Origin of the sequence: Photorhabdus stackebrandtii, assembly GCF_011189495.1 — a bacterium.
Classification (GTDB): Bacteria; Pseudomonadota; Gammaproteobacteria; order Enterobacterales; family Enterobacteriaceae; genus Photorhabdus; species Photorhabdus khanii.
This window is the reverse complement of record NZ_PUJV01000006.1, coordinates 1-25999: the sequence shown is the minus strand read 5'-3', so window position 1 is coordinate 25999 and position 25999 is coordinate 1. Positions and strand designations below refer to the sequence as shown.

Genomic DNA, 25999 nt, shown 5'->3' with positions numbered 1-25999 from the left:
CAAAAAGTAATGATTATGGGTCTCAGGTTCGACTATCCAGCACCAGTGGTGTTTTGCCACTTTGCGGATGACGGCGGAACTGTCCGGCTGACGTAGGGATAATTTCCAGTTGAAGCATTCCACCACTAACAACCTGATTCAGCATTTTATGTTGCATAAGATGCCCGCGAACCTGGTTAACATCCCCCTCAGCTAACACATGGATGTATTCGCCACCACCGGCGTGATTCCCTATCAGCCACTGCACCGGAAACGCCAGACCCGCTGACAATTCGGTTGGATTCACAAAAATAGAACCTACCCGTATCAACACCCCATGACGACCCACCAATTTAAAGCGCGGTGCCGGCAACCCGCAGGCACAAAGACCGGGTAACCAATGGCCCAAATCGCCCAAATCGTAGCGTTGAATTACCTGCCCTTCCCGCGCCAAAGGCGTGAACACTAACCGACCGGTCTCGCCGGGCTGGATCGGCTGATCACTATCCAGAGCCAATATTTCCAGCCACTGAATATCAGATAACAGATGGAATTCCCCATCGTGGCAACAAGCGCAAGCATGGCCCAATGGACCGGCATCAACGGAGCCATAAATTGCCGATCGGATCACCTGAATACCAAAACTGGATAAAAACTGACGACGCTCTTCACTGATATGCTCACCACCAGCAAAAATTTTACGCACACCACCATAAGCACGTAGCGCAGTTTCTTCACGTTCAAACAGTTGATATATAGTGCTTGGCATCCCTACCAGCGTGTTGACCCTCTGAGTAACAATAAAGTGCCTGATTTGGCTAAAATCATCGTTTATCGGGCCTCCCATCGGGTAATGCGGCACAGATAATTTATCCAGAATAGTGAAGAAACTCAGCAGACCACCATACAAATTGCCACCATACAGCAGATTCATTACCCGGTCCTGTGCCGGATCTAAACCGGCGGAAAACAGACCATCCGCTGCTGCCTGCATCTGACTGTGATAATCTCTGTGACTGAAACCCGCCAGTTTCGGCGTACCGCTACTGCCACCGCTGCGGAAAAACAGCTGTGCTTTCGACGTCACCCCATTTTGCTGAAACTTTTCTTTATCCATCACTGGAACCCCGGCCAGCGCTGGAGGATTGACCGCCAATTTATCCAGTGTGACATGGCCCGGCAGTTGTTCAGCTTTCAAGCTGACTGACACACGCCGAGCAAGCCGGGTCAATGCATAAACACCATCATGAGGCTCACCTTCATAGCCGTCGTGCATCGCTCCAGCCTGACATACCCGGCTGACACCTGCTGCCAGCAACTGACGGCTCAACATCGGCAATTCATTTGTTTCGGCTATCAAAGCACAACTTTGCAAATAGGGACGCCACGGCAACAAAATTTCCACCAGTTGCGCACGCGGTGCCGGACGAATTTGCAAGGTACGGTACAGTGGTGATGGCGCAAGCTCCTGACGTTGCACCCAAGCTACCCGCCATCCATCACCCTCTTCTATCGAACCCGTCAAACCAGCAAACGTGTGATCTAACTGCAAAAATGCCATCTGGCTGCTGATTTCAGCCGCTTCCTGTATGTCAGGCTGCAAAGCCGGCCATACCGGTGCCCGTCGTACCAACGCAGCAGCCACGTCACTGGTCACCTCCCGCAAAACGTTCTCGTCGGTGCTGTCTACCAACAAACACTGTGGGCTGGAACAAGCTTGTTGATCAAACCGGCAAACATCATCAGCCAACGCGTCGTAATCAGCATGGTCGGCAGACTGGGGATCCAGATAGGCAAAGCTGATACGATGTCCCCAATCGATCCAGCGGCAACCGGGCCGCAATTGGCTACGGATAGCTGTCAATGCGGTATTACTCCCCCAGGCTGACACAGCATCAGCACACTCCAGCAACGTTGACAGTTGATCAGACGGTAAAGGTAATACGGAGACATAAGGAACCAACTTGCCACTCAGGTCATGGCGCAGGAATTCCGCCAATAACTGTGCATTGAGGCCGTGATCGCTGCTACTGGGGCGTAGCCAGTTAACATTACCTACCAGCAAACTCTCCAGCACAGCCATAAATGGCAGCAACGGAGCATTAGCCGGTGTGATATGCACTACCAGCCCCAGAGGTTGCCAAGTTTCAAAACGAGGCTGTGTATAGTCAAAACGACGCAGGGAAAAGGGTTGTTCGCCCAACTCGTGCCGTAACTTTGCCTCCAGCAAATCACGACGACAAAAGCTGCGTAAAGCTGCGATTGTCGCTGTATCCAGTGCAAGTTCAGAAGCGACAGTATCGAGGCTGTCGGCAAAGCGCCCGGCACAGTCCAATACCTGTTGCACACTTGGGGGGCAAGCCAGCGTATCCGCAAGGTTGCTTTTAAGTTCGGCCAATACAGCGGCGGGCTCCAAGTCAGATATCATCTTGCCATTAACTAAATACATTTCAGGACTCCTTTATCAACTCAGAGGCCGCAATCGCACAGCTGCGGCTTTTACTTGTACCGGCACGACCCAGCAACTCAAACCAGTCGGTAGCCAACCCACAACCACATTCAGCAGCTGAATGCAGCACTGCCAAATCGCTCACCACGATACTGTGTGCCGGGCTAGAGGTGATATAAGGCGATGTCAGATGCAGAAAACCGGGCTTACCATAGGGTTGAACCGCCATATTAGCCGTATCACGAATATAGGCACGGGCATAAGTTGGCACATGAAAATGGTGATGCCGACACTCAACATAAGGCACCGGATGTTCAACCGAACCGTAACCATCCCGGCAACGCTCGTCAAGAATCCCCAGTTGTTCACCCAAACGCTGGTACAACAACGATCTTGGAATAGCTTTATCGGCATGTGTTTTCCAGCCACCCCCTAAAAATACCAGTGACTCAGGATGTAACTGTATCGGCGGCAGGCCCATTTCCTGCATCCGTTCCAGTGCGAACCACAGGAATGCCGGAAAACCCAGCATACGCACCGGCAACCCTTGCACAGCAAACTCCTGCAAGGATCGGATCACACCAAACGGATCAAACTCATTGCTTTTTCCATTGTGACGCAGTGCATAACAGACTTGATTCACTGGCGCATATTTACACAGATACTGATCGGTATAGGCGGTTCCCAGAGTAATCGCTCCGGCGGGTTCATAACTCAACAGCAAATAGTTACAGGGCTGTTGCGGCGTATTCCAGCCGTAATACTCGAAAATGCGCTCAACCATATTCTGGGCCGCCTGTATACTGCGTGTATCGTAACACATACGGCTTTTCTGACCTGTTGTCCCGGATGAGGTCAATTCCAGCGCATCCTGGCCGGTGGTACTGAGCAGCAACTGATGTTTAAAATAATTAGCGAAAATGGGCGGCAAACGCGACCAATCGCTCAGTGTTTCCAGTTTTTGATCATTCAGGCCGTTAGCCTTCAACCACTGGTGATAACCGGGGGTGTGTTCACAATGGTACCGCGTCAGCTCGCACATGGCCGCGTCAAACAATTGATCGCAAGCACTATCGGCACGATAAGGATGATCAAGCGCGCAAAGGGCGTCAACATAAGCAAGAGAAGTCAAAAGTCATCTCCAGAAATAAAGAAAGCAGGGAATTTACTCCCTTAAAATAATAAGTAGTTGCTTCATCATTCGGCAAGTCAAAACCTGAATATCCCGCCGCAGAAAAAATAACGATATGTTGAATACAACGACTTAACCAAATGAAAACAAGTCACCATTTTGGGAAATTAATATTTAAATTTGTTAATTCCTCGAAAAGAAAATAGCAAAATATAACAACGATGATTTAACAAAGGCCAATGTAATAACGAACTTATATTTAATAACCTTATCATCGAATCTAATCATAATTACTTATACGTTAATCGCCCAAAAAACAGTTAAAAACCAACCTATAACATACGAATTTATGAACAATATTTAACATTTAATAAACAAGCAAACATCTGCAATCCCCATGATATTCACACATCATTAGCAGTTAAGGTAATCATCAATAAAGTTATTTATCTAGTAAATATCACCAATAAGGAGAATATCTCTACTATAAATATCACTATTAAATTCAATAGAATAGATTTTTTGTCTTTAACGATTAAGCTATTTCGAGTACAGTATCATATAGTCTATTTCTATCCAGCAATGAAAGATACGCCGAATTACTTACAGCATGATAAGAAACACAGATTCATAATCTGTATTATCGATATGTAAACACTTAGAAAAAAGTAATTTCTGATATGACTAATACCAATCAAATTTTTTAAAAAACATATCAAACCCATTAAAAAAATCAAAACAAAAAACATATTCCTATACACACGATAGAAATCTGCTCTTATTATTAAATACTTTCCTTACTTTATTAATTTTTCACGTTAAGATTTCTCTATCAACAATTATATCTCCTAAACAAGAAATAAAATATTCCAATAACGGCCAAATAAGAATTGCTAATAAGTTATACCATATATATTCATATTTCAATAAAAAAACAAAAAGTTTTTTATGTTTAAATATTAAAAAAACACGAAATATAATACCTGTACTTTAAACATTATCAATATTTATAACTTTATTTTACAATTTAACCCAGAATTACAATCCTATACTATCAATATAGGAAAAATAACCATGGAAAATTAATTAAGATCTACTTCATAATATAAGTATGACCATTAACTTACATTATCCTATGTAATAATTTCATTGCTTTATAAACAAAGAAATGAAAAATATAAAAATAATCTTACACCACAATAATACAATATTAATTACACACAAATTAAAATTATTCATCCCTCTCAAATGCTTTTCAGTAATAGTATCACACGCTTTTAGCGGAGATAGAAGATCGTCAGCCATTGTTTCAAAGTTCATCCCCTTAAATTTTTCATGAACAAAATTCACTAAATCCTTAGATTCTTCATTATTAAAAACAAGCGAATCATTAAGAAAAAAACGAATCTGGAAACCTTACCTTTATCTGCTTCAGGAAATATCTCCAGAGGAATCCTCAACCTTTTTTTTATTACATAATCTGAGTTCAAAATACAGGAGAAAATATCATACGAATAACAATACCATATTTTTTTCTCATCATCGTAAAAAAACCCTGTCCATCAGGATCACTTAATCTTGCATCATCCATTCTTTTCTTATATTCGTTTATTAATATATTCATTATGATGCGCCCATGTAAATTAACTCTTTTTTAGTGATAAATTTATCCTGATTATCAAGCCGATCGAAAATAAATTTATCCATTGCCATCTGATCCGCCTCTGGTATCAAGTAATACATGATATTGGTATACCAATACCAACCCATTTAGATGTCCTCTCATGTTAACAATGTAATATGATTACGTAATATTTTCGTTGCGAAATCAATATTATTTTTAGCTTAATATGATCACTTATGCGCATTATTAGAATAAAAATTGTGAATTATATCAAAAAAAATTTTATTCAATTTAAGGTGGATTGGTTTTATTATTCATTTAAATCAATATGTTATCATGAATTTATTATACCAACGTATATTAATGCAATTTATCTGCTGGTTTAGGAACGCAAAAAGCCTATTTTGCAAGTTCATATTGCCTTCTGAACGGGAACATTTATCAAGCGTATGATACCCGATTTCCGGTGGCAGATAATAAATATCGGATACTATATGATATAACTGATGCATGCATTTGATGTGATTATATTCTGAGATATTTTAGACATCACATTATAAACATATGAGACATAGTCCACCAAAGAAATAAACTAAAACATACCAATTTCGGGCCAAAGTATTCATGGCGCCCTCCCTAGAAATATGGCGGCTGGCTCTAGTTCACCAGCCCCAAAATCAGAATTCACATTAATACTTCAATTCCTTTTTTTTCAATGATCATGAGCAGCTTTAATCCTGCACCAGTAGAGTGTATTTCATCTCTCTCCCATTTCTGAACGCTATTTGCAGACATATTAATAGCAATAGCTAGTGCTCCTTGACTTATATTGTAATGTTTACGAATTTTTTTATACGATCACCAGTCATTACATCAGGAGAAGAGTAATCTTTATTTTCTTTAACCAGTGAGTTAATTTCTCGCATGGTTATGTTCGATACTGTACCAGATTTATGAAAACGTTCAGCCATTTTCTGCATTTTAATAAGTCGGTTATCATTCATCACATATTACCTCTATTAATAAACCATACAATAAGTTATCTTCAATATTTTTATCACTGATATTAAGAAGGTCTTTGGCTAGCAACTTATACATTTTCAACAAGTTATCGGGAATTTCTTTTCCCGATTTTGCTACATTTTTTTAAGCCAACCGTCAATAGAAATCATTTTATCATGATACCTGAATGCAACAACAGAACGAGCGCTACCACTTTTCCCTGCTCTCCCAAAAGCGATTCTTTTTTTAAAAAGATTACCGCCAAGATTAGCGTCTACCAATCCCCCTATTATTTCTCTGGCAGATTGACAAATATCTTTATTAGTCAATAAATTATCTTCCATGAAAACCGAAAAATCATCTGTGGCAAAAATTCTCATTTCCGTAAGCCGAACAAAGTTTTATATAGTAATATTTACCATAGTAAATATTACTATCGAAAATACATCCAGTTACGTTTCGTTAGCAGTAGGTGAGACTACATCCATCCAGACTTTCACAAACCAATTTTCATCAGAAATAGTATTTTTCAGGTTCTCACCGGTAATTTCAGTCAGCTAGCCCAAAAATCACCAGCTCGATTTCCTGTAGCATTCAGGTAAAACATAATGACGATATACTTTACATTCCGTATTTTTGCGCTACTATAAAAATATATAATTTTCTCTCCGTGCTTATAAATATAATTAAATTATAAACAATAAATTACCCAGAACATTCATAAAATGTCGTGGCGAATAAATTCTTTAAGAGAAACTTATCCAAATTAAAATAATGAAGTATAAAAATATATTTACTTTGTATCTATTTTAACTGTAACTATCGTCATGACTATTGAATTTATAGCAGTAAAAATAGAAGTTCCAGAGAAATTATGGTTATTTCTATGATTATCAGTAGCTTTATCTATTAGTTCAGGAGCCTAAGATGAAAGAAATTGAGAAAAAAGAAAAAGGTAAAATGCTTGGCGTCAATAGACATTCCTTCTTCGTCGTTAATCTAACCAATAAAATTTTAACAGGTGATGTGTTTTGGAGTAACTCTACAAATACGAGTGCCATAAATGTCAATGGATTATATCCCGCAACAGCGTCACTTCTTCAAGAATTCTATCCTGAAAGCGGGAAAACAGATTATTGGCGATGGACTGAAAAAGGAAGGAGATATCAATTAGATTGTTATGACAATGATACATATGTTACCGTTGTCATTAGCGATTATGGAATTGGTGTATTACCTTCTGGAAGCAGCCCAGACACATGGAAATGGTAGCTTTCTTCCACTAAATTATTTATATAAAAATAATCATGTGGAAAATACAAATTTTAGTCTCTGCCTTAAGATATAAAATAAAGCTGGTTCAATAAAAACTATAATTTTTATTGAACCAGCTTAAAATATGATAACCAGGTATTCCGGTATATAATTCACCTACGTTAACGCCTCATATTTATTTAATAAACCTGATATTAAATCATAATTTCAAGGGAATACTCTTTCATCAATTGCCCCAGATTACCAAATCGTGATTTATCCTGACATTCACAATCGGCGCTCCAGGGCTTGCTTTTCCCAAGAATCGTTCTTGCTTCTGGACTTAAGCAAACAAAATCAACTTTCGGTAAATCCGACAAAACAACTAAAATTTTTAAGCCTACAGTTTAAATGAAAGCAAAAAATTTAGATAATCATCAGAGCCAACTAAAGCCACAAATATATGTTTGCAACTAAATACTCAATAAAAATAGCTCTCACTCTTGCATTAGATAAATATCCATATAAATTGTTTAATAATAATCATTTATCAAGATAAATAACGCTCAGATAATCCTTCTTTCTCTCCCCATTTTTTTAACAATAATATTCGATCTTGTATATATTTTTCTGGTAACACTTCTAATTTCTCTATTTTTTCTACTTGTAACTTGATAAATTCATGACTAAATTCACACCAAGAAACTAAAAAAAATTCGTTATTGAAAAAAATCGACAATGGACAGGCAGTTTTCACTATACGTGAATTATTTAAATCAAAGAAAGTTATCACTATCTTTTCTTTATGATATATCGCTTTCCTAATATCAGATAATATCGAATTATTATCAGTAGCTTTATTATAACCTTCTGTTTTTACAAACATTGGCGAACAATATAGTTGAGCGCGCTGTTCTTCGGGAAGTACTGCCGCGATCTTGGATATAAAGCTATGAGCAGATTTAGCCAAAACAACATCATTTTGTTCAATAACCCATTTATTACCTAAAACTAAAGCATCAATTTCATCCATTGTAAACATTAAAGGAGGTAACATAAAACCCGGTCTTAATGTATAACCTAAACCTGGTTCACCTTCTATATTTGCTCCCTGACCATTTAACAAAGCAATATCTCGATAAAGAGTCCGCAAACTTACATTTAAATCGCTAGCCAGTAACTTACCGCTAACAGGATATCTTCTTTGTCTTAAGTATTGCAATAATGCTATGAGTCTTTCGGTTCTTGACATTTCCGCACTCCTAATTTTAATAAAAAATCAAATAGGAAAATCTTTATTAAATAAATAATATTGAGTTACTAACCAACTATCAAATAGAACTATTTACTCTTAGTCATTGATTAATTGAACAATGTCGAGACTTCTATAAAACCATCAACTGGAAATCTTATATTTAATATAGTTCTCAATTATCTGAGTTAACGAAAATAATATTTTTTTCCTTTCATAATTACTCTACCCTATCAAGAGTGAATGCTCGATACATTACATTGAAGCATGGTAGAGGTAAGTGTCGAATCATAGAGTAAACATTTAAAATATATATATATTGATAATCAATACAAAAAATAAAACTAACCTTCAATAAGTAAACTTACTATGTATTGACAATATAAGAAAGCTTAAATTTTAAAGTCAAACTTCATGCTACCAATCAATATTTAAGCAGAAGGAATAATGAACTTATTATTTCGACATTTCACTTCGTAATGTTTATGAAGATGATTTCATTTTATGACTTACAGTAAAGGAGCAATACAACCAAAAGACATAACTAAAATAAGCTTTACCTTCATGTTCATTGAAAAAAACATTATTTAGGTAAGATAATTAATATTTATTTAATTTAAATTTTCATTTGGCATAAAACACCTAACTTTAGAGGATGATATTATATAAAATATACTATTTTATTTTCCATCCTTTATAATAAACAGCGAACCAAGACAGTACTTAGGCAAAAGCGTTAACTTTTGAACACACGTTAATGCAGCAGCTCAAAGGGCAAGAAAAACAAGTCATCCTCACGTATTATATGTACGATACGGATCCTACGCGCTGTCCGTGTTCACTATTCATTTATAATAACGGCCTGCAACAATTATATCGACTAAAATAGGTGCTAAGTGTAAAATAAACTAACTTTTCTTAGCACCGTTTAGTCTGAATTGTTCATTAACCCAATCTAAGACTTGTATCATATACTCGTTTATTTTATTTAAACAAACATGAGCTTCTGATTCATAACATAATAATTTATGATCATCTCCCCATAAGTGGTCTAATTCTCTAATCTTATCAATTAAAAATATATCATCCAATGCGCCATGAACAGTAAAAACCTTTGTTTTACAAGTTAAAGATACGTCTAATTTTATTTCATCAAAAAGAGACTGCATATGATTATCTTGCATAAAGGAAAACTGAAAATCTGCTTTAAGTCTTCTGGGTAATTTATCAAAATCTGCTATTTCAGGTCCACCAGATAAATTAACGATACAGCAAAATTTGTCGCCAATTTTTTGTGCAAGACGTAAAGCAAAATAACCTCCGAAACTAATTCCTAAAAAACAGAGAAGGCCACTATTAATCCTAGCATCATCTTCTAATAATTTAAGTATAGAGGTAACATATAATTCCATATCAATAGCCAACGGCGATTTCCCAAGGTTTATTCCTTGCCCTGGCCCATCAAATATAGCTACCGCCATACCTTTTTCCAAGAAAAATTCAGCCAAAGATAATATTTCTATTTCAGTCATTGAATCCAATCCATTGGATAAAATAACACAAGGTAAAGGATTATTCTCTTCTTCTTTATATCCTTTAGGAAATATAAGGAAGAATGGCATATGAAATTTATCAACAATAATATACTGATGCTCAACCAGCAAATCACTGTATTTTATACCGGATAAAAAACATGAGCGAATATACTCTCTGAGCTGGATCTTTCTGCTTTTATCACTGAAATACATAAATTCAGCCCAATGATAACAAGCAGCAGCACTCTTCAGAGCACGAACGTAACTGACTTCATTTTTGGCAGAATTAGCGATGCTGATATAATTATCACCCACTTTTGACCAATTAATCATCCACTCATGCCAGAACGCTTCAGATGATAAATCTAAGTTTTCCTCCTGAAAATGACTCAATGCCTCCACCACATCTCCCCAATGAACCTGAGGCGCATATTGAGAATTTAGGAAAAACAGTCTTGGCATAAAATAACCACAAGTAGAAAAAAGTGCTGCCGAAATTCTATTGGGTTTATTCTTATTATTCATTGTATTTTCCTTTAATTTACTAAATACGAGCGTCTAACCACTCTTTACAGGCAAAAACCATTTTCTTACTATTTTCTGAAATAGCATTCTTCACTATTTCTTGTTGTCTTAATTTATCTTCTGTACCAAACTTAATTGCACATGAATTATGATCTAACTCAACACTATGATTAGAAACAACGAACGAACCACTTCCGCTGATAAATATACGCCATGAACCGCTATGAGATTTTAATACTAATGGAGGCTCTGGTTGAAAATATTCAATCGATAAACTATCTCTATCGCAGAATCGTATGCTACGGAAAGTCTCATTTCCATTTGGCGTTGACACTTCCATATTAAACTCTTGGTGCCTATCATCATTGTAGATTATTTTCACTGAATCACAATGAGGTAATATCTGACTCCAATCGTTGATATTTAAAAAGATATCGTAAACATCATCAACTTGATGAGGAATATAATATCCTGTTGTAAAAGTTAACAAATCTGATTTTTTATTACTTTCTGCCTTATTCTTTATACTATCCATCTCCATTTGAGTATTGTCATCAATAAATGAGATAATAAAGAAATTAGCCTGATCATGATTATCAACATCATCAATAATACCCCCTACATCATCTAATAAAGACCAATTCCTTTGTACTGTCAGAAGACAACGTTGATCATTAATAGGAATAACTTGCCATCTCCCACTCATTGCCTTTAATAATGGCATAGGTTTAGGCAGGATATAATCAATTCTATAAATAGAATCAGAATAATATCGTTGTGTTTGCCAGCTTACTGTTTTATTATTTTGTCTTGCTTTAATTTCAACAAGTTCTGAATCATCTGTTTTATTTAATACTTCAGCCCCTTCACAAAATGAGAAAATATCTGGCCAATAAGAGACATCTTTAACCAAAGTATATACATCCTTTGCCGGCATCTCACATATCATTGAATGAGTCAGATTTCCGTTTAATTTTTTCCCCGACCATTCATTTGCTTCTACAATATTCTTTATATTATTAAGTTCTTTAACTGAATTAATATCAATTCCTTTACTAATAAACTCATGAGCCTGCTGCGTTGTTTCAACACCATCAACTAATCCTGTTATTTCTGGCTCAATATCATAATCATGCTCTAACATAAGCATACATTGTTGAGAATTGATCTTAATAACCCGCCATGACGTTTCCATCTCTTTGACTAATGTCATTGGCTTGGTCAGTTTTGATTTTATACTGAATGTTTCTGTATAAAATTTACGCTCTGATACCCACTGCATGAGGACACCGTTAATTAATGCCTTAACTTCTATTTTTTCACTGTCTTTATCTCTAAAGATAACCTTCACTTCCTGACAAGGCTCAAATATTTCTGGCCACTTTTCAGAATTAACAATAACTTGATATACCTTTTCTGTTTGTGTATTACAGATGATTGAATGTGCTTCTGAATAATTCATTATTGATTCCTCAATTTAAATAATTTTTTAGGATCGATTGACTTAATTAACGCTGATTTTAATATCTTATCATTATGGCTTTTCGGAAAAGACTCACCAGTAATATAGAACCAATCAGGCCATTTTTCCTGACTTAATTTAGCACTCAGAAATGATGAAAGAATATTTTCAATTTCAGGTAATGATTTCTTCGATATATCTCCACTCATGCAAGCAACAGGTTGGTTAATAGCCACACCATTTTCATGGAAAGAAAAACCAACAACAGTAGCAACATTCACATCGGGTACTCTTGATAAAATAGATTCAACTTCTTCAGGGTAAATCCTATGTCCGTTAGCACTCATAAATGTATTTTGCTTACGTCCCTTTAAAATTAAATAATCATCGTCATCGATATAACCTAGATCACCGGTAGCAAACCACTCATCAGGAGAAGTGACTTTCCCAGAAATCACATCATAATACCCTTCCATTATACTTTTACCTCTTAGTATAATTTCTCCAATATTATCAGATGAGCCGGTTATGGGTTTAATAGCAACTTCCAATGTATTATCAATCTTCCCAACACAATAAACTGAGTCGAGATATCTTTTATCACGATGATCTTGCTCATCCACCCAGCAGAACGGACCATAAGTTTCACTTAATCCGTATCCCTGCATCCATTCACAACCTATTAATTTACGTCCTTTCTCAAGGACACTAGGCGGCATAGCCGCAGCCCCATAAGCAACAATGTGTAAGCAAGTTAGATCGATATCATGTTCTTCTGCCGATTTAACAAATAATTTCATCGACTCTGGGCGTAACATAATATGCGTAATTTTATTGCGGGAAATATAAGCAGGCCATTTCTCTATATTCCTGTCTTCTGGTATAAAAAGTATTGACTGATGTAATAATGCACCGAAAGAGAAAATCACGCCGGTAGTATTATTCAATAAACCTGACATGAATATTTTAGCATCCTGAGTAAACTTTAATTTTTCTGTTACTGTGCAAATTCGCTGGCATACTAAGGATTCTGAAATGCTAATTGCTTTCGGTTTGCCAGTACTCCCACTCGTGAAAAGCACAATAAAGTTAGCAATAGATTGTGGTGAATAGGTAATAACTGGGGTTTCTTCTAGATCATTAGCGCTGATCTCATGATCTGAAACATCAATAACATTAATGCCATTTTCTTTTAATTTTTCGACAAAATGTTTATCTTTTTTAAGATAAACGACAAAATCGTATTGGACTTCATTGGTAAAATTGATCCATTCATCAATTGTCGCTGATGATAAATTATAAGGCATTAACAAATGCAATCCCATAGCACTGGCCGCAGCCAAGAAGAAAATGCCTAATTCATCATGTTCGAATATAACGATAACTTTATTATCTTTATGAATTCCTCTATTTCGTAAATCATCAATTAAATGGGAAACAGAAAGTATTACCTCTTTTCTTGTATAATGAGAATCCTTAGTGATAATACAATCATCATTTAAATTATCACGTTCTGAATGTAACAACATAGAAATTAGTTTCATTTCTGCTTCCCTTTGATCAACAGTTAATTTTTATCACTTAAATTTGCTGAGACGAAATCAAGAACAGCTCTTCCTGTTTCCCAATTACCGAATTGACTTTTGGTCACAGAAATACCAAATTCTTTCCCAATTTCTTTTGCTAAATCAGCTAATTCCGTGGAATCCATATCATAAGCTTGAGCAAGATCTGCATCCATATTGAAATCATCAAAATTAATATTAACAAAAGATGATAAAATAGTTTTTATTTTTATTTCTGTATTGTTACTCATATATTTCACCCGAATATTTAAATATTTTAGAGATTAAATAGCTGAAAAACTCAACGCACATACATGACCTTTGTTACTGAGACGCTGAATGACTATTTGATTAGTATTTGAAAGTTCATTTATTGTAATAGGCTGCTGTTCTCCATTATTTTCTGACAAGAATGATGAAGCCAGGACTGAATCAATCACACCACTGACCGAAAATTGATTATTTAAATAAGGTCTCAGATTTAAAAAAGATGTTTTTATATCTTTATCTAAAAATACTTTACTCGTCATTTCCTTTTCGTCATCATATATTCCGTCCATAATAAATGCAGAATTCTCATTATGGCTGAATAGTTCAGCAGTATATTCCAAGGTGTCACTTCTTGTATTTTTATCAGGTGAAAAATAATCAATAAAGCCGGTTAATTCACACAATATCGAAGCGCCACGTTCTAAAGCGTGCTGCATTTCTTCTATAACCATAAATGCAGCACCTTCCGAGAAGTTTTCGGGTAATTTCTTGCCAAATATTTCAGAGTTTCTCTGCGTTGATCTCTGCTCCAGTAAATTTTTAACTAATGGGCTCGAAAGATGTTCTGACGCACCACATAACATAACTTCCGCGACACCATTAGAAATAGCTTCAGCCGCATAGCCTATTGCTTGTATTCCCGCTACATCCGATGTAGAAAACGTTTTAGATTGTGCACTAAAACCATAAAGAAGTGATAATTGCCCCTGGAGTGCAGCAGGAAACCATGCCGTAGCGACATAAGGCCCCATTCCCTGAATTCCTTCAATATGGAGCGCTTTAACTTCATCTTCAATATGTTTCCATCCACCAAAGCAATTTCCAACATATATCCCGACGCGATTAGGATCAATCTTGTCTAAATCTAATTTACTCTCTTTTAATGCCATCTCGACGGCGACGATGCCATAAATAGAAAAGTCATCAATTTTGCGCTTTAAGCGATTATTGATATATTTTTTTTCATCGGGATCACTCAATGTCCTTATTACAGGGTTTGAGTCCATATTATTTATTGAATTTTGACCCAATAGTTTCTGAATCAAATTTGACTTGATGGATGTAACATCCTTGCCATCAGGATGTATTGCACCAACACCGGTAACAACAACTCTTCTACGCATTGTTAACTGCCCTCATAACAATAACACTGTGAATACCGGAAAAACCACTGGATAATTTTAACGCGGTGTCAATCGGATATGCGCAACCTTGATTAGGGATATAATCTAAATCGCAATCAGGATCCGGGGTTTGATAATTAATTGTTGGGTGAACATATTGCCTTTCTATTTCCAGGCATAATGCAACAGATTCTATCGCATTAGCGGCAGCTAAAGCATGACCTGTCATTGACTTTAATGAGTTAATTGGAATATCAAATGCTTTTTCCCCCAAAATAAATTTAATTGCATTTGATTCATTAATATCATTTTGAGCCGTAGAACTTCCATGCGCACTAATATAATTTACTGCTGATGGGGCAACCTTGGCATCTTTCAATGCCATATCAATGCATCGTGCCATTGCCAATCCATCAGCGGGCAAATCCGTCATATGATAAGCATTATTGACTGATGCATACCCCACTAATTCAGCATAGATATGTGCTCCACGCTTCTTTGCATGTTCATAAGACTCTAAAACTAATATTCCACACCCTTCTGCAATAACAAATCCATCACGTTCAAGAGAAAAAGGACAAGTTGCCGATTGCTGATTTTCCAACTCTCTTGATGACAACGCCCCTAAGGCCTCAAAAGAGCCAATAGACAGCGGACAAAGCGGAGCTTCACTTGCGCCAGCCAGCATGACATCCGCTCTTCCATTACGGATATGCTCAAGAGCAATACCTAAAGCATCAAGTCCTGCCGCACATCCCGTTGATATATTACTCACCGACATGGATGCACCATATTTTTTCGCCACAGAGGTTGCCGCAGAGCTGAAATCAAAGCTATCGTAATCCTCTTGTTGAATTAAATCAGGGCTGATCTCTTCTTTGCCTCCATTGGTAATTCTGAGCAAACACTCTTCCATTCCAGCAGCATCAGCAATAGCGGTTGCTATTGCAACACCAAAACGTTTAGTGTCAATTTCTGAAGACATTAACTTTGCATCTTGCATTGCCATCTCGGACGCATCCAAAGCAAATTGCAGATATTTATGCTCACTTTGCAAAACAAACTCTTTGTTATTGTTATCGACATCAGCATCGGTATCGCAAACTTTTCCTATAGCTCCGCTTTTGAATCCGAATCTATTTCTTCCCCATTCATATTCACTGATCCCCGATTTCCCGTTATGAATATTGTCCCAAAATTCATTAACGCCAATACCCGCAGGCGAAATAACACCTAACCCTGTCACCACCACTCTCTGCGCTTGAGATTCATTTCTGTTATTTATTATCACAATAGTTATCTCGATAGAAATAGAATACAGACTTATTCAGGTAAGTTTTATTCACATAAAATTTACCCATTTTTATTTAAGAAAATCCCTATCTGAAAGTAGTTATCTCAAACTACTTTGATTAGCTTTAAATTAATATTTGTCATATATATATATTTGTTCTTTATCTCCTAACCAAAACTCTTGAAAATGAGCACCAGGCCCAACTTACATATCAATTTGCTTCTCTCACCGACTTCCCATCTGCCAAACATACAAGAATGGCATGAATACCCCAGATTAAACCAAATTGAGTTAACTCCATTCGATCTTTATGTAGAATAATCCAGCCTTTTTCTTAATCGCTAAATTTATCCTCAAAAACCATCCAGAAAGGAGATGACAAATTTATTACAATAAAGCTGATATAGCTGATCACAATAAAACACAGCAAAGATAATCTATTTTCCGCTTCTTTATAATATACTCACAACGCATTCAGTTTTATCAGTCAGTTATACATTATTATCAAATATTGCAACAACTCGACTCCATGAAGCATCCGCTTTCTCTAATTTTATTGGAAAACAACACACTTTAAATCCATAAGGTTTAGGGATACTGTTTAAATTACAGAGTCGTTCTATTTGCAAATAAGGATGATCCCGTCCGATAAAATGAGAAGGCCATAAGCAAGCTTTATTCCCCGTCTTTTTATAATCGTTAATCATCGCTATAAAGGGCCGATCAAAACTGAATGCATCTGTTCCAATAATCTTTACGCCTTGCTCTACTAACCATTGAACAGCACTGCTTTCAATAGCTCTATAGTGAGTAAAATAGGATTTTGAACCTACTAATTTATCAGCGCCAGTACTTATAAGAACAATATCATTTTCTTTTATTTTATAATTGATTTTCTTTAACTGGTTTTCTATCGCCTGTTTATCAATTAATTGATCATTTTGGCTAAAATCAAGTAATACACCATAACTATAAAACCAGTCTAAAGGAATATCGGTAATTGTTGCCGGCTGCTTTTGCCCTTTACGCCACCCATAGTGATAAGGTGCATCAATATGCGTTCCGGTATGAGTTGTCAGTCGATAATACATAAGTGATAATCCCATATCATCAGGGAAATCACGATGATCAATTATCCACTTTTTGCGTTTGAAGAGTTTTATAAAGACTCTTTTCCACCATGAACTGGTATGGAAATACAAATAACTCTCACCTAATTTATTGGCACCTTCTTTATGATCGACTATTTCCCTCGTGACTTTTTCAGGCTCCCAAAAATCACTATCTATAGGAACACTTAAATCAATAATATTATCCATCTTTGTTCCTTATAATTTCAGAGTAATTTATTCTCTTAATATTCGGAGTGGGAATTATCTTCTTTTGAGACAAAGCACAAACAAATTCCTGATGATGAATTAGCAATGTACTTTCCTCCAGTTCTCTCATATTTTTCACAGAAACAGCACTATTAACCAATAGCTCTTCATGCAAAGTCGAAGCAAATAATTTAATATATGCTTCAAGTCTAACCCAATAATATAATGATATTAAACAATAATAATTTTTAAACCCGGGGCTGACACCTAATGATTGTTTTAACATGATACCTTTCATATATTCCAGTTTTTCATCCTTAATAAAATACTCAACAATTTCTGAGATTTTTATCTTAGAAGGAGTGACTTCAATATCAACACCCATCTCTCTTGAACTAAGGCCAATAGCACAATAGTTTCCTGAGGCACTCAGTGAAAAATAGTATTTGAAGTCTTTCTCCGTGGATATATAAGGTTTTCCGTTATCATTCGTTATTATTTCATAATCCGATAGATATTGATTTAAAACATAACGCAATGCAACCCTTCTAAATATAAACTTTTTTCCTCTATCCGCTAAACAGATCTGATTATAGCGAGCAATATCATAACCATAAACTAACTGCTCAATAGACGCTAAATCAATATCATCAATTTTTACAATCCAAAGATCAAAAAAATCAGATGATAAAGAGATATTTCCCATGATTAGTAATTACCTAATCCACCACACACATTAAGCGCCTGAGCGGTTACAGCCCCAGCGAGCGGAGATGCGAGATAAGAAACCATTTCAGCAACTTCATTAGGTTCAACATATCTTCCGATAGGAACACGTTCTTCTACTCTTCTTTTCGTTTCTTCTTTATCAGTACCCCAAATCTTGGCGTAATGTTCTCTGACACGCACGGCCATGTCGCTTTCAACAAACCCAGGGCAAACTGCATTAACGGTGACGCCTGAACCATTACGCGCTAATTCAAGCCCCAAGGATTTGGTAAGACCGACAACACCATGTTTAGAGGCGGAATATGGCGTACCATAAATAACACCTTGCTTACCGCCGGTTGATGCAATATTGATAATTCTTCCACCCGATAGCATTAGCTTTCTTGTCAGAACTTCATGTATGACAAAGTAAGTGCCATTTAAATTAACGTTTATTACATTTTGCCAAGTTTGAGGACTTATTTCAGCGGTAATTCCACCACCGGAAATACCTGCACAATTCACTAGTACGGACAGCTTATTATTTTCAAGCTCAAGTTGATCAAAAGCTTTGTTGACATCTTCATGATCAGAAACATCACAAACTATTTTTTTTGCAAATTGATTACCATATTTATTACGTAGCTTACTAATTGCATTATCGAGACGATCAGGCGTGCGTGATAATAATATTGGCTCAAAACCATCCTCAGAGAGTTTTTCTGTAATTGCGAAACCAATATCTCCTGTCGCACCAGTAATAAAGGCATATTTCATCTGAATTATTCCTATCGTTATTTGTATTGTTTTTATTTACAGAAACTACGACTACCGCTTACATGTATTATTCATAGATTAGTGACAATTTCTGTCAGCATTAACAAAAAATATTCATAATACCTCATTTAGATAAATAATATATTAATGTTACATTTACAACAACTTATAATATCATTGTATTTTATAACATCACTATATAAAGCCATCATGTTTTTTAAAAAAATAGTCTTTTAGAGTTATGTTTCACTATTAATTAATACTTATATTCATAGGAATATAACCATTTAATCTAAAAAACAGGTGATGCAAACCAATATCCCGCATATAAGTATTGGTTATAAAAGATAAAAAATTAGGGGAGGCACTACTTAGAAATGTTATTTAATCGAGGATCAAATAAATGGTTAGTGATAATCACACTATTTAAGAAAGGTCGAAAACCAGGATGCTGCGGATTAACAAGTAGGTTATTCTCTTGCGAAACGACAACGGAAGGTACAATAAGACCTACAGAATCGCCGGAATTCAGCCAATTATACCCCAGCGTCCGAGTATCATCAGGTATATACCCTATAGATTTCAAGATGCATCGCGACGGCAAGGGAGCGAATCCCCGGGAGCATAGCTAACTATGTGACCGGGGTGAGCGAGTGCAGCCAACAAAGAGGCAACTTGAAAGATAACGGGTATAACTCTCTCGTTCCACAGACGTTGGTAACCCTTTTCTGAGTTGAGAGACAAGATTCGGCCCACTGCTCGCATTAAAACCAACAATGCGCTAAAGTTGATCGCTTACCGATTATAGTGCCTCTGTAAAAACATAGCCTGCTGACTATATAAAATATAGTCAGCAGGCATAGAAAACCCCACTGTTTTTTCAGCGGGATTTTTATGAAAGTCATTAACCTGACAAGATTTCCCATCAAAATACTTCAGCTTTTATTTCGATGACAAATACTCAGTTTCTTAATCTATGTGATTTTTATTATTTAATTGACAGAAACAATAACCACTCCTTCATTATAACTAGATTCAAAATTCCAACCGAGCCGACTTAGCATATTGAATAATTTACCAATAGTGTAGTTTTCCAGCTTACTATTAATAATTTCGCTCATTCTTGGTTGGGTAATAAGAGATGAACACTACTTCCCCTTTAACTGTACGTCTAAAAATTTAGCAATATCAGCATTAATTATTTGGTGAACAACGTGCCGATCAATACCTGGTGGATCTTGGCACAATTCTGGCGCATCTTTAGTCCGATTAATAGAACATGGTGCAAGAAAGACAAAATGACCGGCCCCAGGAATCATTCTAAATTCAGGTGATGATGGCAACTCGCGGGTAAGCGCGATTGAATTATATTCATTATCAAGCTGATGATCTTTCTCTCCAACATAAAGAAAAATTGGAGCATGGATATTTTTTACTGATTCAGTCGAAAAAAAGACACTTAATGGTGCCATCAAAACAAATGCACTGATACGGGGATCAGACTTAGGCAAAATATCAGGACGATCATTTCTGATCTTTCCTTCACTTTCACAAACATCGTCATCTAATCTAGACGAGCAATATTCCTCAAGGCGTTGAAAATCCGCTCGTGCGCCTGCAAGAAACAGCCCCGTTCCCCCACCTGCCGAGAATCCAACAAAGCCAATTTGGTCACTGTTTATATAGGGTGCTAAGAATGGCTCTGCTAAAGCGGCTGTGATGGCGGCAGAGACTTGTAGAGGGCGACCATAAATGGTACTCGTGGCCCCAATACCGGATGCATCTTTATAATTATCTCCTGGATGTGTAAGAGTCATAACAATGTAGCCTCTTTTAGCAAGATAACTGGCAAGGTCATGATGTCCCCACAAGCTTCCTAAATTACCATGGGAAATAACAACAAGAGGGTATCGACCTGACGTAATTTTAGCCGAACTAATTGCTAAAATATCGACAGACCCAACAGAGCTTATTCCTTTTCCTTGTGTTGAACTGGGATAAAAATAAGTAACCTCCATCGGATGATGGTTCACGGGATCAAGAACGACAAACCGCTTAAATCCTGCATTTAAGTATTCCTCTGCACAAACGGAGATATTACATCCGCCAAAAATCAACAAAATAGACAAAGTAAGAAATAATTTCATTTTTACTCCAGAAAAACCAAAGATTAAGATAATAAACGCTATAACCAAGCCCGGTATGGCTAAACCTCAAATTACCAAATAGTCATTTCTTCCACCACCCTTAATCGTCTCCATTACTTATTTCATCCACAATGCCAAAATATCAGATATGCCCAACAATTCAAACTCCCATCCTTATCTCTGCAACAAATAATAACGATTAAGTAATTGACCAAAACGGGAATCAATTTCCATAAGTAATGCCAGGGAGATGACGCCGTCTTTTTGTTATTCCGCCAGTTGTCGCAGCAATTGTTCCAATGGTGATTTACCCATCAACAATTACCGAATGGCGAATACTATAGATTTCAATTGATAACCTGTGAGATAACGACCACGTTTTTCATCCAATGTGTCGAGTTTTATATATAATAATCTGTACAAATAAGTATGTTTTGTGCAGGTTATTTTTGTCATACATCATATATAATGAATACGCATTCATGTATACGCTACACACGAGGAATCATTTATTTCCCCCATTTTTTGCCCAGATTCGTTCTTTATTACAAAGAAGAATAAATGGAACGGCTTAATGGAATAGGTTATTTAAGACAGTAAAATGATTTCTACGCGTATCGGTATTTTGATGATATAACCGTTTACTCGAACAGAAGCCTGCCTGATAATCAATGATCGGGATCATCAGCAGGAAAATTAAAGATACTAAACAACACGCGGAGAAATATTTTTGTTCCAACGAATGTATATGGACACAATACCTTATCCGATATATTCAATATCTTATAATTAGATGCTATATCATTTTCAGGTCAATATTATTATCATTAAGTTCTAAAGTCAGCACCTTATTACCTCCACCTCGATTACTGCCAGGGATCTCTAATGCATCATCATAATTGAATGCTCTATTTAGAGAATACTTAACAGCATTTTCATTTGGTGGATTCCAATAATCCTGAAATATCCAAACATCAATTTCAGATTTACATTCTCTTCCAGTATAGAGATGAATTGCCTTATTCGGCTCATACTTATCACCTATCCAGGGAGCCCATAAATCACCATGCCATTCAGACATCTTATCCACAGAAAATTTTTTTCTGGCAATATATCCATGCTCAATGACAAATATGCAAGGCGTTTTATTATAAATTGATTTAATATTTGTCACTCCCGCAATAATATTGACAGCTGGTTTGTTCCTAGTGTCAATTAATTTCTTTTCCATTTTATTCACCTATGTTAATTAATAAGTTCAATAATAATCATGATAGGATTTCTACTAGCTTCATCCTTTCGCACACTCTCACCCAGCATTGGCCCAAATTATTCTCTAATGATAATTTCCTCCAGTGACATTATACTTTCAACAAAATTCCATTTTTATTAATCACGTCAATGATCTTATATCAATGATTAGCCTTAAACTTAAATATAGCTCAAAACTGCTATTTTACCATTAAGGCTAGATCACATATTTATCGTTGTTTTCCTTTAACTATTACTGTAAGAGTTATTCATTAAACTCTTAGCATCTCTTTTCAACACTTGAGCTAATTTTCTTACATATATAGGTAATATTAGAGCGCTAACCATAGACAATATGAAAATAGGCTGTACGCTCTCAGCAGTAATCGCTTTACCGTTTAAAAAGATGGAGGAGAAAAAGAACACAACACCGGCGCCCAGATTGGATAACGCCATCTGAAGAGCACCAAAACCTGCACGATTCTCAGGCGTCGAAGCATAAGAAGCGAGCACGTTGGCCGCCATAACCTGCACATAAGTCGCGAACATAAAAAGAGCAAAGAATATATATCCATTCATTTTCCCCATCAATCCCAGAAGAATATTAACAATAAATAAAGCCGCCGCCGCGATGGTAATTTTCTGAGGAGGATATTTATCACAAAGCTTTCCGGTTAAATAAGTTCCCAACCAGGAAGCCAGACCACCAATAAAGAATACCAGTGAAACCCGCTCTTGCGGAACATAAAATACATCGGTTAATAGCGGAACAAGTATCGGAATCAGCATGAAGGGACTAAAGTTACTGACACCACTTGCTAACCCAGCCAATGCTATTTTTTTTGTCAGCACAATTTTATTCTGGCTATTCTTTATCTTCTCAGCGCCTGGAATACAGTAGAGGATCAGAGGTAAACTCACGATGCATAAAATAACAATCAATAAAAAAGGAATTTCCCAAGTAAAACTCGTCGCCAAATATAAACACAGCGGCATACCTAAAATACTCACGAATGAAAAAGACGAAAACGCAATCCCCAGTACCCTTCCCCGCATATTTTCCGGAGAATTATTCAGTAAGATCCCAATTCCTACCCCCAATGTCACACCACCAAATAGACCAGCAACCATACGCAGCAGAATAAGTTGGTATGGCTCTGAGGAAAAAATTGTCAGGAAAGTAATCAGACCGAGAAGTAACGTGTTTAAAATGAGAACCTTTCTTTTATTAAAGCGATCGAGAAAGAAAAAGGATGCCAAACCAGAAAAGACTGAGGCGAGAACATAAGTACCGGCAATCACTCCCGCCATAGTCACAGGCATGTGAAAATCATCACACATATACACAAAAAGCGGAGTCACCATCATGTACTCCAACGCATTAATAAACTGAACTAATGCGACAACTATCGCAATAATAACTATCTGATTATTTCCAATTAACTTTGACATTATGAATTCCAGTTGGTGTAAATTTCATCTATGTAATGAGCAGCTTACCTCACGTACAAATTAAAAAAAAGCGCCGTGTATCATTGCAGTGAGTCCTTAATGTGACCAAACTTCTGAAACAAAGCCGAAGATTACAAAACAGAATAATCAAACAACGACAATTTTAGCGGCCTATTCATTGTTAGAAGCAAGTAACAAATGCTCTGCCTTTATACGGCCGTCATTAGTATTGATACTCAATCGGCAGGAATTTATCTCTGAATATCATTCCCATCAAAAACCATAGAAAAGGTGAGACATCCTGTTTGTTCTGATAGCCGAATCCGGAAACAACTAAAAGGATCATGAAACAGGCACGGATAATTTCGAGAAACATATCAACTGTTAGAAATAAGTGACAAACTTTCTGGAGAAAGTATGGATAATATACTTAGATATGGCGATACAGTAAAAATATTGAATAGCTTTCAAAACTGGGATGGTGGATATCTCAGTGTATATCATAATGATGATCGACCCGGTGCCAAACATAACGTGGTCACAGTAATTCCCTCTTTTTCTAATCCAGGAGGAATATGGCGAATAGAGTCAGGAACGGGAAAACCTATCGGCAGTGAAATAATTAATAACAATGTTATTTTACTTCACAATCTTTATCAATGTAATGGTAGTTACTTAACATGCTATGGTGACGCTGGCAATGAAGCACCAACGGAAATCTATCGGGTTAATACATCAGATATCAAGCTCCACTCCAAAGCGGCAATGTTATGGTCTATTAATCAGCAAAACGTTTCTCAGGATGGAAAAATTACAGACGAAGGTATTTTCGCTCTTTTTAATCGATATGATAAAAGAGGTTTTCTTGATACCTGTAACTATGCCACCTTCCCAAATTCGAAATATCAGGTGTTTACTTCTGGATCGACTCCGCGTTTGCCCCACACAGGCCTGTGGAAAATGGAAAAGGTCAATGATCCTTGTGCTCCTGACAAACCCTCCAATTGTGGCGGAGAATGCGGTACCAATGACACCGGTAAATATTGCTTCCAGTTACCTCAAAGTATCCGATTTGGCCTGACAGCTTACAATAATACGGGCACTCATCAGCAAACTATAAAAGTGTATATTGATGGCCTTCCGATAGATACATTAACCGGCAAAGGAACAACTACCAAATCCTATACATCAGGTACAGGCAACATCTGTATTGAAATTGAAGGAAATGGCAAACCATGTAAACTCCGTTATTCCTATAACACACTTGAAGGGAAACCAGGAGCAATCATTATTGGTGCTGAAAATGGTACTAATAATAACTACAATAACAGCATAGTAATATTACACTGGCCGTTGTTGTGAATTAAATATTTTTTAATTAATGACATTATTGGCAACGATAAGTTTCATCAATAAATTGAAGCGGCATTACGCCGCTTTTTTGTTATATCGCGAGCATAATTAATATATTACAGCATTATCTCACAAATAAAAACACATCTAATAAAACGCCAATGAAAATATAAAATAGTGTTCCAGACATTATTTAAGAGATATAAATCTTGTCACTTAGCATATATTTATATTTTCGCAAAAAAACAACCTAATTAAATCAATCAATAATTTATTAACATATAATCTTGCCTATAAGCCATCAATGTAATTAATATCAGAAACGCAAATCATCTTGTAACACCAGACATAAAATCAACATGGTGAAATTAAAACAAAAACAGTAGATTTGAATAATAGGTAGATTCACATAATAAGTGCAACATCGTTAATCTGGAAGTAAACATGTTCGTATTCCCTTAAATAATTCATTCGGTGTTTTCCCACCCCGTGTTTTCCGGGGGCGATTATTTAATCGGTTTACCA

The 25999-nt window shown here is 36.5% G+C and carries 23 protein-coding genes; 2 read left to right on the top strand and 21 right to left on the bottom strand.

Annotated elements, in window-relative coordinates:
- Nucleotides 1–22: 22 nt before the first annotated feature.
- From C5470_RS06690 to C5470_RS22670, 7 genes are all read right to left on the bottom strand, one after another.
- Nucleotides 23–2428: an acyl-CoA reductase gene (locus C5470_RS06690; RefSeq protein WP_166287018.1), complete on the bottom strand. Its 2406-nt coding sequence runs from the start codon at nucleotides 2426–2428 to the stop codon at nucleotides 23–25.
- Between the two features lies 1 nt (nucleotide 2429).
- Nucleotides 2430–3560 carry a LuxE/PaaK family acyltransferase gene (locus tag C5470_RS06685; protein ID WP_166287016.1) on the bottom strand — a complete coding sequence of 377 codons (1131 nt, stop codon included), beginning with the start codon at nucleotides 3558–3560 and terminating at the stop codon, nucleotides 2430–2432.
- A gap of 1486 nt (nucleotides 3561–5046) precedes the next feature.
- Nucleotides 5047–5184 carry a hypothetical protein gene (locus tag C5470_RS06680; RefSeq protein ID WP_166287014.1) on the bottom strand — a complete coding sequence of 46 codons (138 nt, stop codon included), beginning with the start codon at nucleotides 5182–5184 and terminating at the stop codon, nucleotides 5047–5049.
- Nucleotides 5184–5330: a hypothetical protein gene (locus C5470_RS06675; RefSeq protein WP_166287012.1), complete on the bottom strand. Its 147-nt coding sequence runs from the start codon at nucleotides 5328–5330 to the stop codon at nucleotides 5184–5186. The genes C5470_RS06680 and C5470_RS06675 overlap by 1 nt, the downstream gene beginning before the upstream one ends.
- A 538-nt stretch (nucleotides 5331–5868) precedes the next feature.
- The gene (locus tag C5470_RS22680; RefSeq protein WP_339916154.1) at nucleotides 5869–5991 is read right to left on the bottom strand and encodes a helix-turn-helix domain-containing protein; all 123 of its coding nucleotides are present in this window, start codon (nucleotides 5989–5991) and stop codon (nucleotides 5869–5871) included.
- 17 nt (nucleotides 5992–6008) lie between these two features.
- Entirely contained in the window at nucleotides 6009–6188 is a 180-nt protein-coding gene (locus tag C5470_RS22675) for a hypothetical protein (RefSeq protein WP_235184798.1), read from the bottom strand.
- A 132-nt stretch (nucleotides 6189–6320) separates the two neighbouring features.
- Nucleotides 6321–6566: a type II toxin-antitoxin system RelE/ParE family toxin gene (locus C5470_RS22670; RefSeq protein WP_242687826.1), complete on the bottom strand. Its 246-nt coding sequence runs from the start codon at nucleotides 6564–6566 to the stop codon at nucleotides 6321–6323.
- Nucleotides 6567–7113: 547 nt separating this feature from the next.
- Here C5470_RS22670 and C5470_RS06660 point away from each other — a divergent pair.
- On the top strand, nucleotides 7114–7458 hold the full coding sequence (locus C5470_RS06660) for a hypothetical protein (protein WP_036844633.1): 345 nt from the start codon (nucleotides 7114–7116) through the stop codon (nucleotides 7456–7458).
- Nucleotides 7459–7990: 532 nt separating this feature from the next.
- On the opposite strand, the gene C5470_RS06655 is transcribed toward C5470_RS06660, so the two are convergent.
- From C5470_RS06655 to C5470_RS06595, 14 genes are all read right to left on the bottom strand, one after another.
- Nucleotides 7991–8692, bottom strand: coding sequence for a helix-turn-helix transcriptional regulator (locus C5470_RS06655; RefSeq protein ID WP_166287010.1), 702 nt, complete (start codon nucleotides 8690–8692; stop codon nucleotides 7991–7993).
- Nucleotides 8693–9600: 908 nt separating this feature from the next.
- Nucleotides 9601–10752, bottom strand: coding sequence for an alpha/beta hydrolase family protein (locus C5470_RS06650; protein WP_166287008.1), 1152 nt, complete (start codon nucleotides 10750–10752; stop codon nucleotides 9601–9603).
- A gap of 19 nt (nucleotides 10753–10771) precedes the next feature.
- Nucleotides 10772–12214 (bottom strand): SRPBCC family protein, encoded by a 1443-nt coding sequence (locus C5470_RS06645; RefSeq protein WP_166287006.1) that lies wholly within the window; start codon nucleotides 12212–12214, stop codon nucleotides 10772–10774.
- A complete protein-coding gene (locus tag C5470_RS06640; RefSeq protein WP_166287004.1) occupies nucleotides 12214–13758 on the bottom strand; it encodes an ANL family adenylate-forming protein in 1545 nt (514 codons plus the stop codon). The genes C5470_RS06645 and C5470_RS06640 overlap by 1 nt, the downstream gene beginning before the upstream one ends.
- 23 nt (nucleotides 13759–13781) lie before the next feature.
- Nucleotides 13782–14030 carry an acyl carrier protein gene (locus tag C5470_RS06635; RefSeq protein WP_166287002.1) on the bottom strand — a complete coding sequence of 83 codons (249 nt, stop codon included), beginning with the start codon at nucleotides 14028–14030 and terminating at the stop codon, nucleotides 13782–13784.
- Between the two features lie 33 nt (nucleotides 14031–14063).
- Nucleotides 14064–15173 (bottom strand): beta-ketoacyl synthase N-terminal-like domain-containing protein, encoded by a 1110-nt coding sequence (locus C5470_RS06630; RefSeq protein WP_036844644.1) that lies wholly within the window; start codon nucleotides 15171–15173, stop codon nucleotides 14064–14066.
- Nucleotides 15166–16464, bottom strand: coding sequence for a beta-ketoacyl-[acyl-carrier-protein] synthase family protein (locus C5470_RS06625; protein WP_081738180.1), 1299 nt, complete (start codon nucleotides 16462–16464; stop codon nucleotides 15166–15168). Before C5470_RS06625 ends, C5470_RS06630 begins: the two co-directional genes overlap by 8 nt.
- A 494-nt stretch (nucleotides 16465–16958) precedes the next feature.
- Nucleotides 16959–17786 (bottom strand): cyclase family protein, encoded by an 828-nt coding sequence (locus tag C5470_RS06620; RefSeq protein WP_036844650.1) that lies wholly within the window; start codon nucleotides 17784–17786, stop codon nucleotides 16959–16961.
- The gene (locus C5470_RS06615) at nucleotides 17779–18492 is read right to left on the bottom strand and encodes a 4'-phosphopantetheinyl transferase family protein (RefSeq protein ID WP_166287000.1); all 714 of its coding nucleotides are present in this window, start codon (nucleotides 18490–18492) and stop codon (nucleotides 17779–17781) included. Before C5470_RS06615 ends, C5470_RS06620 begins: the two co-directional genes overlap by 8 nt.
- Before the next feature lie 2 nt (nucleotides 18493–18494).
- Entirely contained in the window at nucleotides 18495–19271 is a 777-nt protein-coding gene (locus C5470_RS06610; protein ID WP_132356073.1) for an SDR family oxidoreductase, read from the bottom strand.
- A 367-nt stretch (nucleotides 19272–19638) separates the two neighbouring features.
- Nucleotides 19639–19857: an RES family NAD+ phosphorylase gene (locus C5470_RS23585; protein WP_422631054.1), complete on the bottom strand. Its 219-nt coding sequence runs from the start codon at nucleotides 19855–19857 to the stop codon at nucleotides 19639–19641.
- 562 nt (nucleotides 19858–20419) lie between these two features.
- A complete protein-coding gene (locus tag C5470_RS06605; protein ID WP_166286998.1) occupies nucleotides 20420–21418 on the bottom strand; it encodes an alpha/beta hydrolase family protein in 999 nt (332 codons plus the stop codon).
- A 796-nt stretch (nucleotides 21419–22214) separates the two neighbouring features.
- Nucleotides 22215–22649 (bottom strand): hypothetical protein, encoded by a 435-nt coding sequence (locus tag C5470_RS06600; protein ID WP_166286996.1) that lies wholly within the window; start codon nucleotides 22647–22649, stop codon nucleotides 22215–22217.
- A gap of 266 nt (nucleotides 22650–22915) precedes the next feature.
- Nucleotides 22916–24121 carry an MFS transporter gene (locus C5470_RS06595; protein ID WP_166286994.1) on the bottom strand — a complete coding sequence of 402 codons (1206 nt, stop codon included), beginning with the start codon at nucleotides 24119–24121 and terminating at the stop codon, nucleotides 22916–22918.
- Between the two features lie 417 nt (nucleotides 24122–24538).
- Between C5470_RS06595 and C5470_RS06590 the strand changes: the two genes are divergently transcribed.
- Nucleotides 24539–25483, top strand: a complete 945-nt coding sequence (locus C5470_RS06590; protein ID WP_166286992.1) for a fucose-binding lectin II — start codon at nucleotides 24539–24541, stop codon at nucleotides 25481–25483.
- The last annotated feature ends 516 nt before the right edge of the window (nucleotides 25484–25999 follow it).

Coding starts and splice junctions, on each gene's coding strand:
- C5470_RS06680 (WP_166287014.1), bottom strand. CDS start 5,184: ATGAATATATTAATAAACGAATATAAGAAAAGAATGGATGATGCAAGA.
- C5470_RS06595 (WP_166286994.1), bottom strand. CDS start 24,121: ATGTCAAAGTTAATTGGAAATAATCAGATAGTTATTATTGCGATAGTT.
- C5470_RS06590 (WP_166286992.1), top strand. CDS start 24,539: ATGGATAATATACTTAGATATGGCGATACAGTAAAAATATTGAATAGC.
- C5470_RS06660 (WP_036844633.1), top strand. CDS start 7,114: ATGAAAGAAATTGAGAAAAAAGAAAAAGGTAAAATGCTTGGCGTCAAT.
- C5470_RS06620 (WP_036844650.1), bottom strand. CDS start 17,786: ATGGATAATATTATTGATTTAAGTGTTCCTATAGATAGTGATTTTTGG.
- C5470_RS06610 (WP_132356073.1), bottom strand. CDS start 19,271: ATGAAATATGCCTTTATTACTGGTGCGACAGGAGATATTGGTTTCGCA.
- C5470_RS06605 (WP_166286998.1), bottom strand. CDS start 21,418: ATGAAATTATTTCTTACTTTGTCTATTTTGTTGATTTTTGGCGGATGT.
- C5470_RS06640 (WP_166287004.1), bottom strand. CDS start 13,758: ATGAAACTAATTTCTATGTTGTTACATTCAGAACGTGATAATTTAAAT.
- C5470_RS06655 (WP_166287010.1), bottom strand. CDS start 8,692: ATGTCAAGAACCGAAAGACTCATAGCATTATTGCAATACTTAAGACAA.
- C5470_RS06675 (WP_166287012.1), bottom strand. CDS start 5,330: ATGGGTTGGTATTGGTATACCAATATCATGTATTACTTGATACCAGAG.
- C5470_RS06645 (WP_166287006.1), bottom strand. CDS start 12,214: ATGAATTATTCAGAAGCACATTCAATCATCTGTAATACACAAACAGAA.
- C5470_RS06615 (WP_166287000.1), bottom strand. CDS start 18,492: ATGGGAAATATCTCTTTATCATCTGATTTTTTTGATCTTTGGATTGTA.
- C5470_RS06690 (WP_166287018.1), bottom strand. CDS start 2,428: ATGTATTTAGTTAATGGCAAGATGATATCTGACTTGGAGCCCGCCGCT.
- C5470_RS22670 (WP_242687826.1), bottom strand. CDS start 6,566: ATGAGAATTTTTGCCACAGATGATTTTTCGGTTTTCATGGAAGATAAT.
- C5470_RS22675 (WP_235184798.1), bottom strand. CDS start 6,188: ATGAATGATAACCGACTTATTAAAATGCAGAAAATGGCTGAACGTTTT.
- C5470_RS06600 (WP_166286996.1), bottom strand. CDS start 22,649: ATGGAAAAGAAATTAATTGACACTAGGAACAAACCAGCTGTCAATATT.
- C5470_RS06635 (WP_166287002.1), bottom strand. CDS start 14,030: ATGAGTAACAATACAGAAATAAAAATAAAAACTATTTTATCATCTTTT.
- C5470_RS06630 (WP_036844644.1), bottom strand. CDS start 15,173: ATGCGTAGAAGAGTTGTTGTTACCGGTGTTGGTGCAATACATCCTGAT.
- C5470_RS06650 (WP_166287008.1), bottom strand. CDS start 10,752: ATGAATAATAAGAATAAACCCAATAGAATTTCGGCAGCACTTTTTTCT.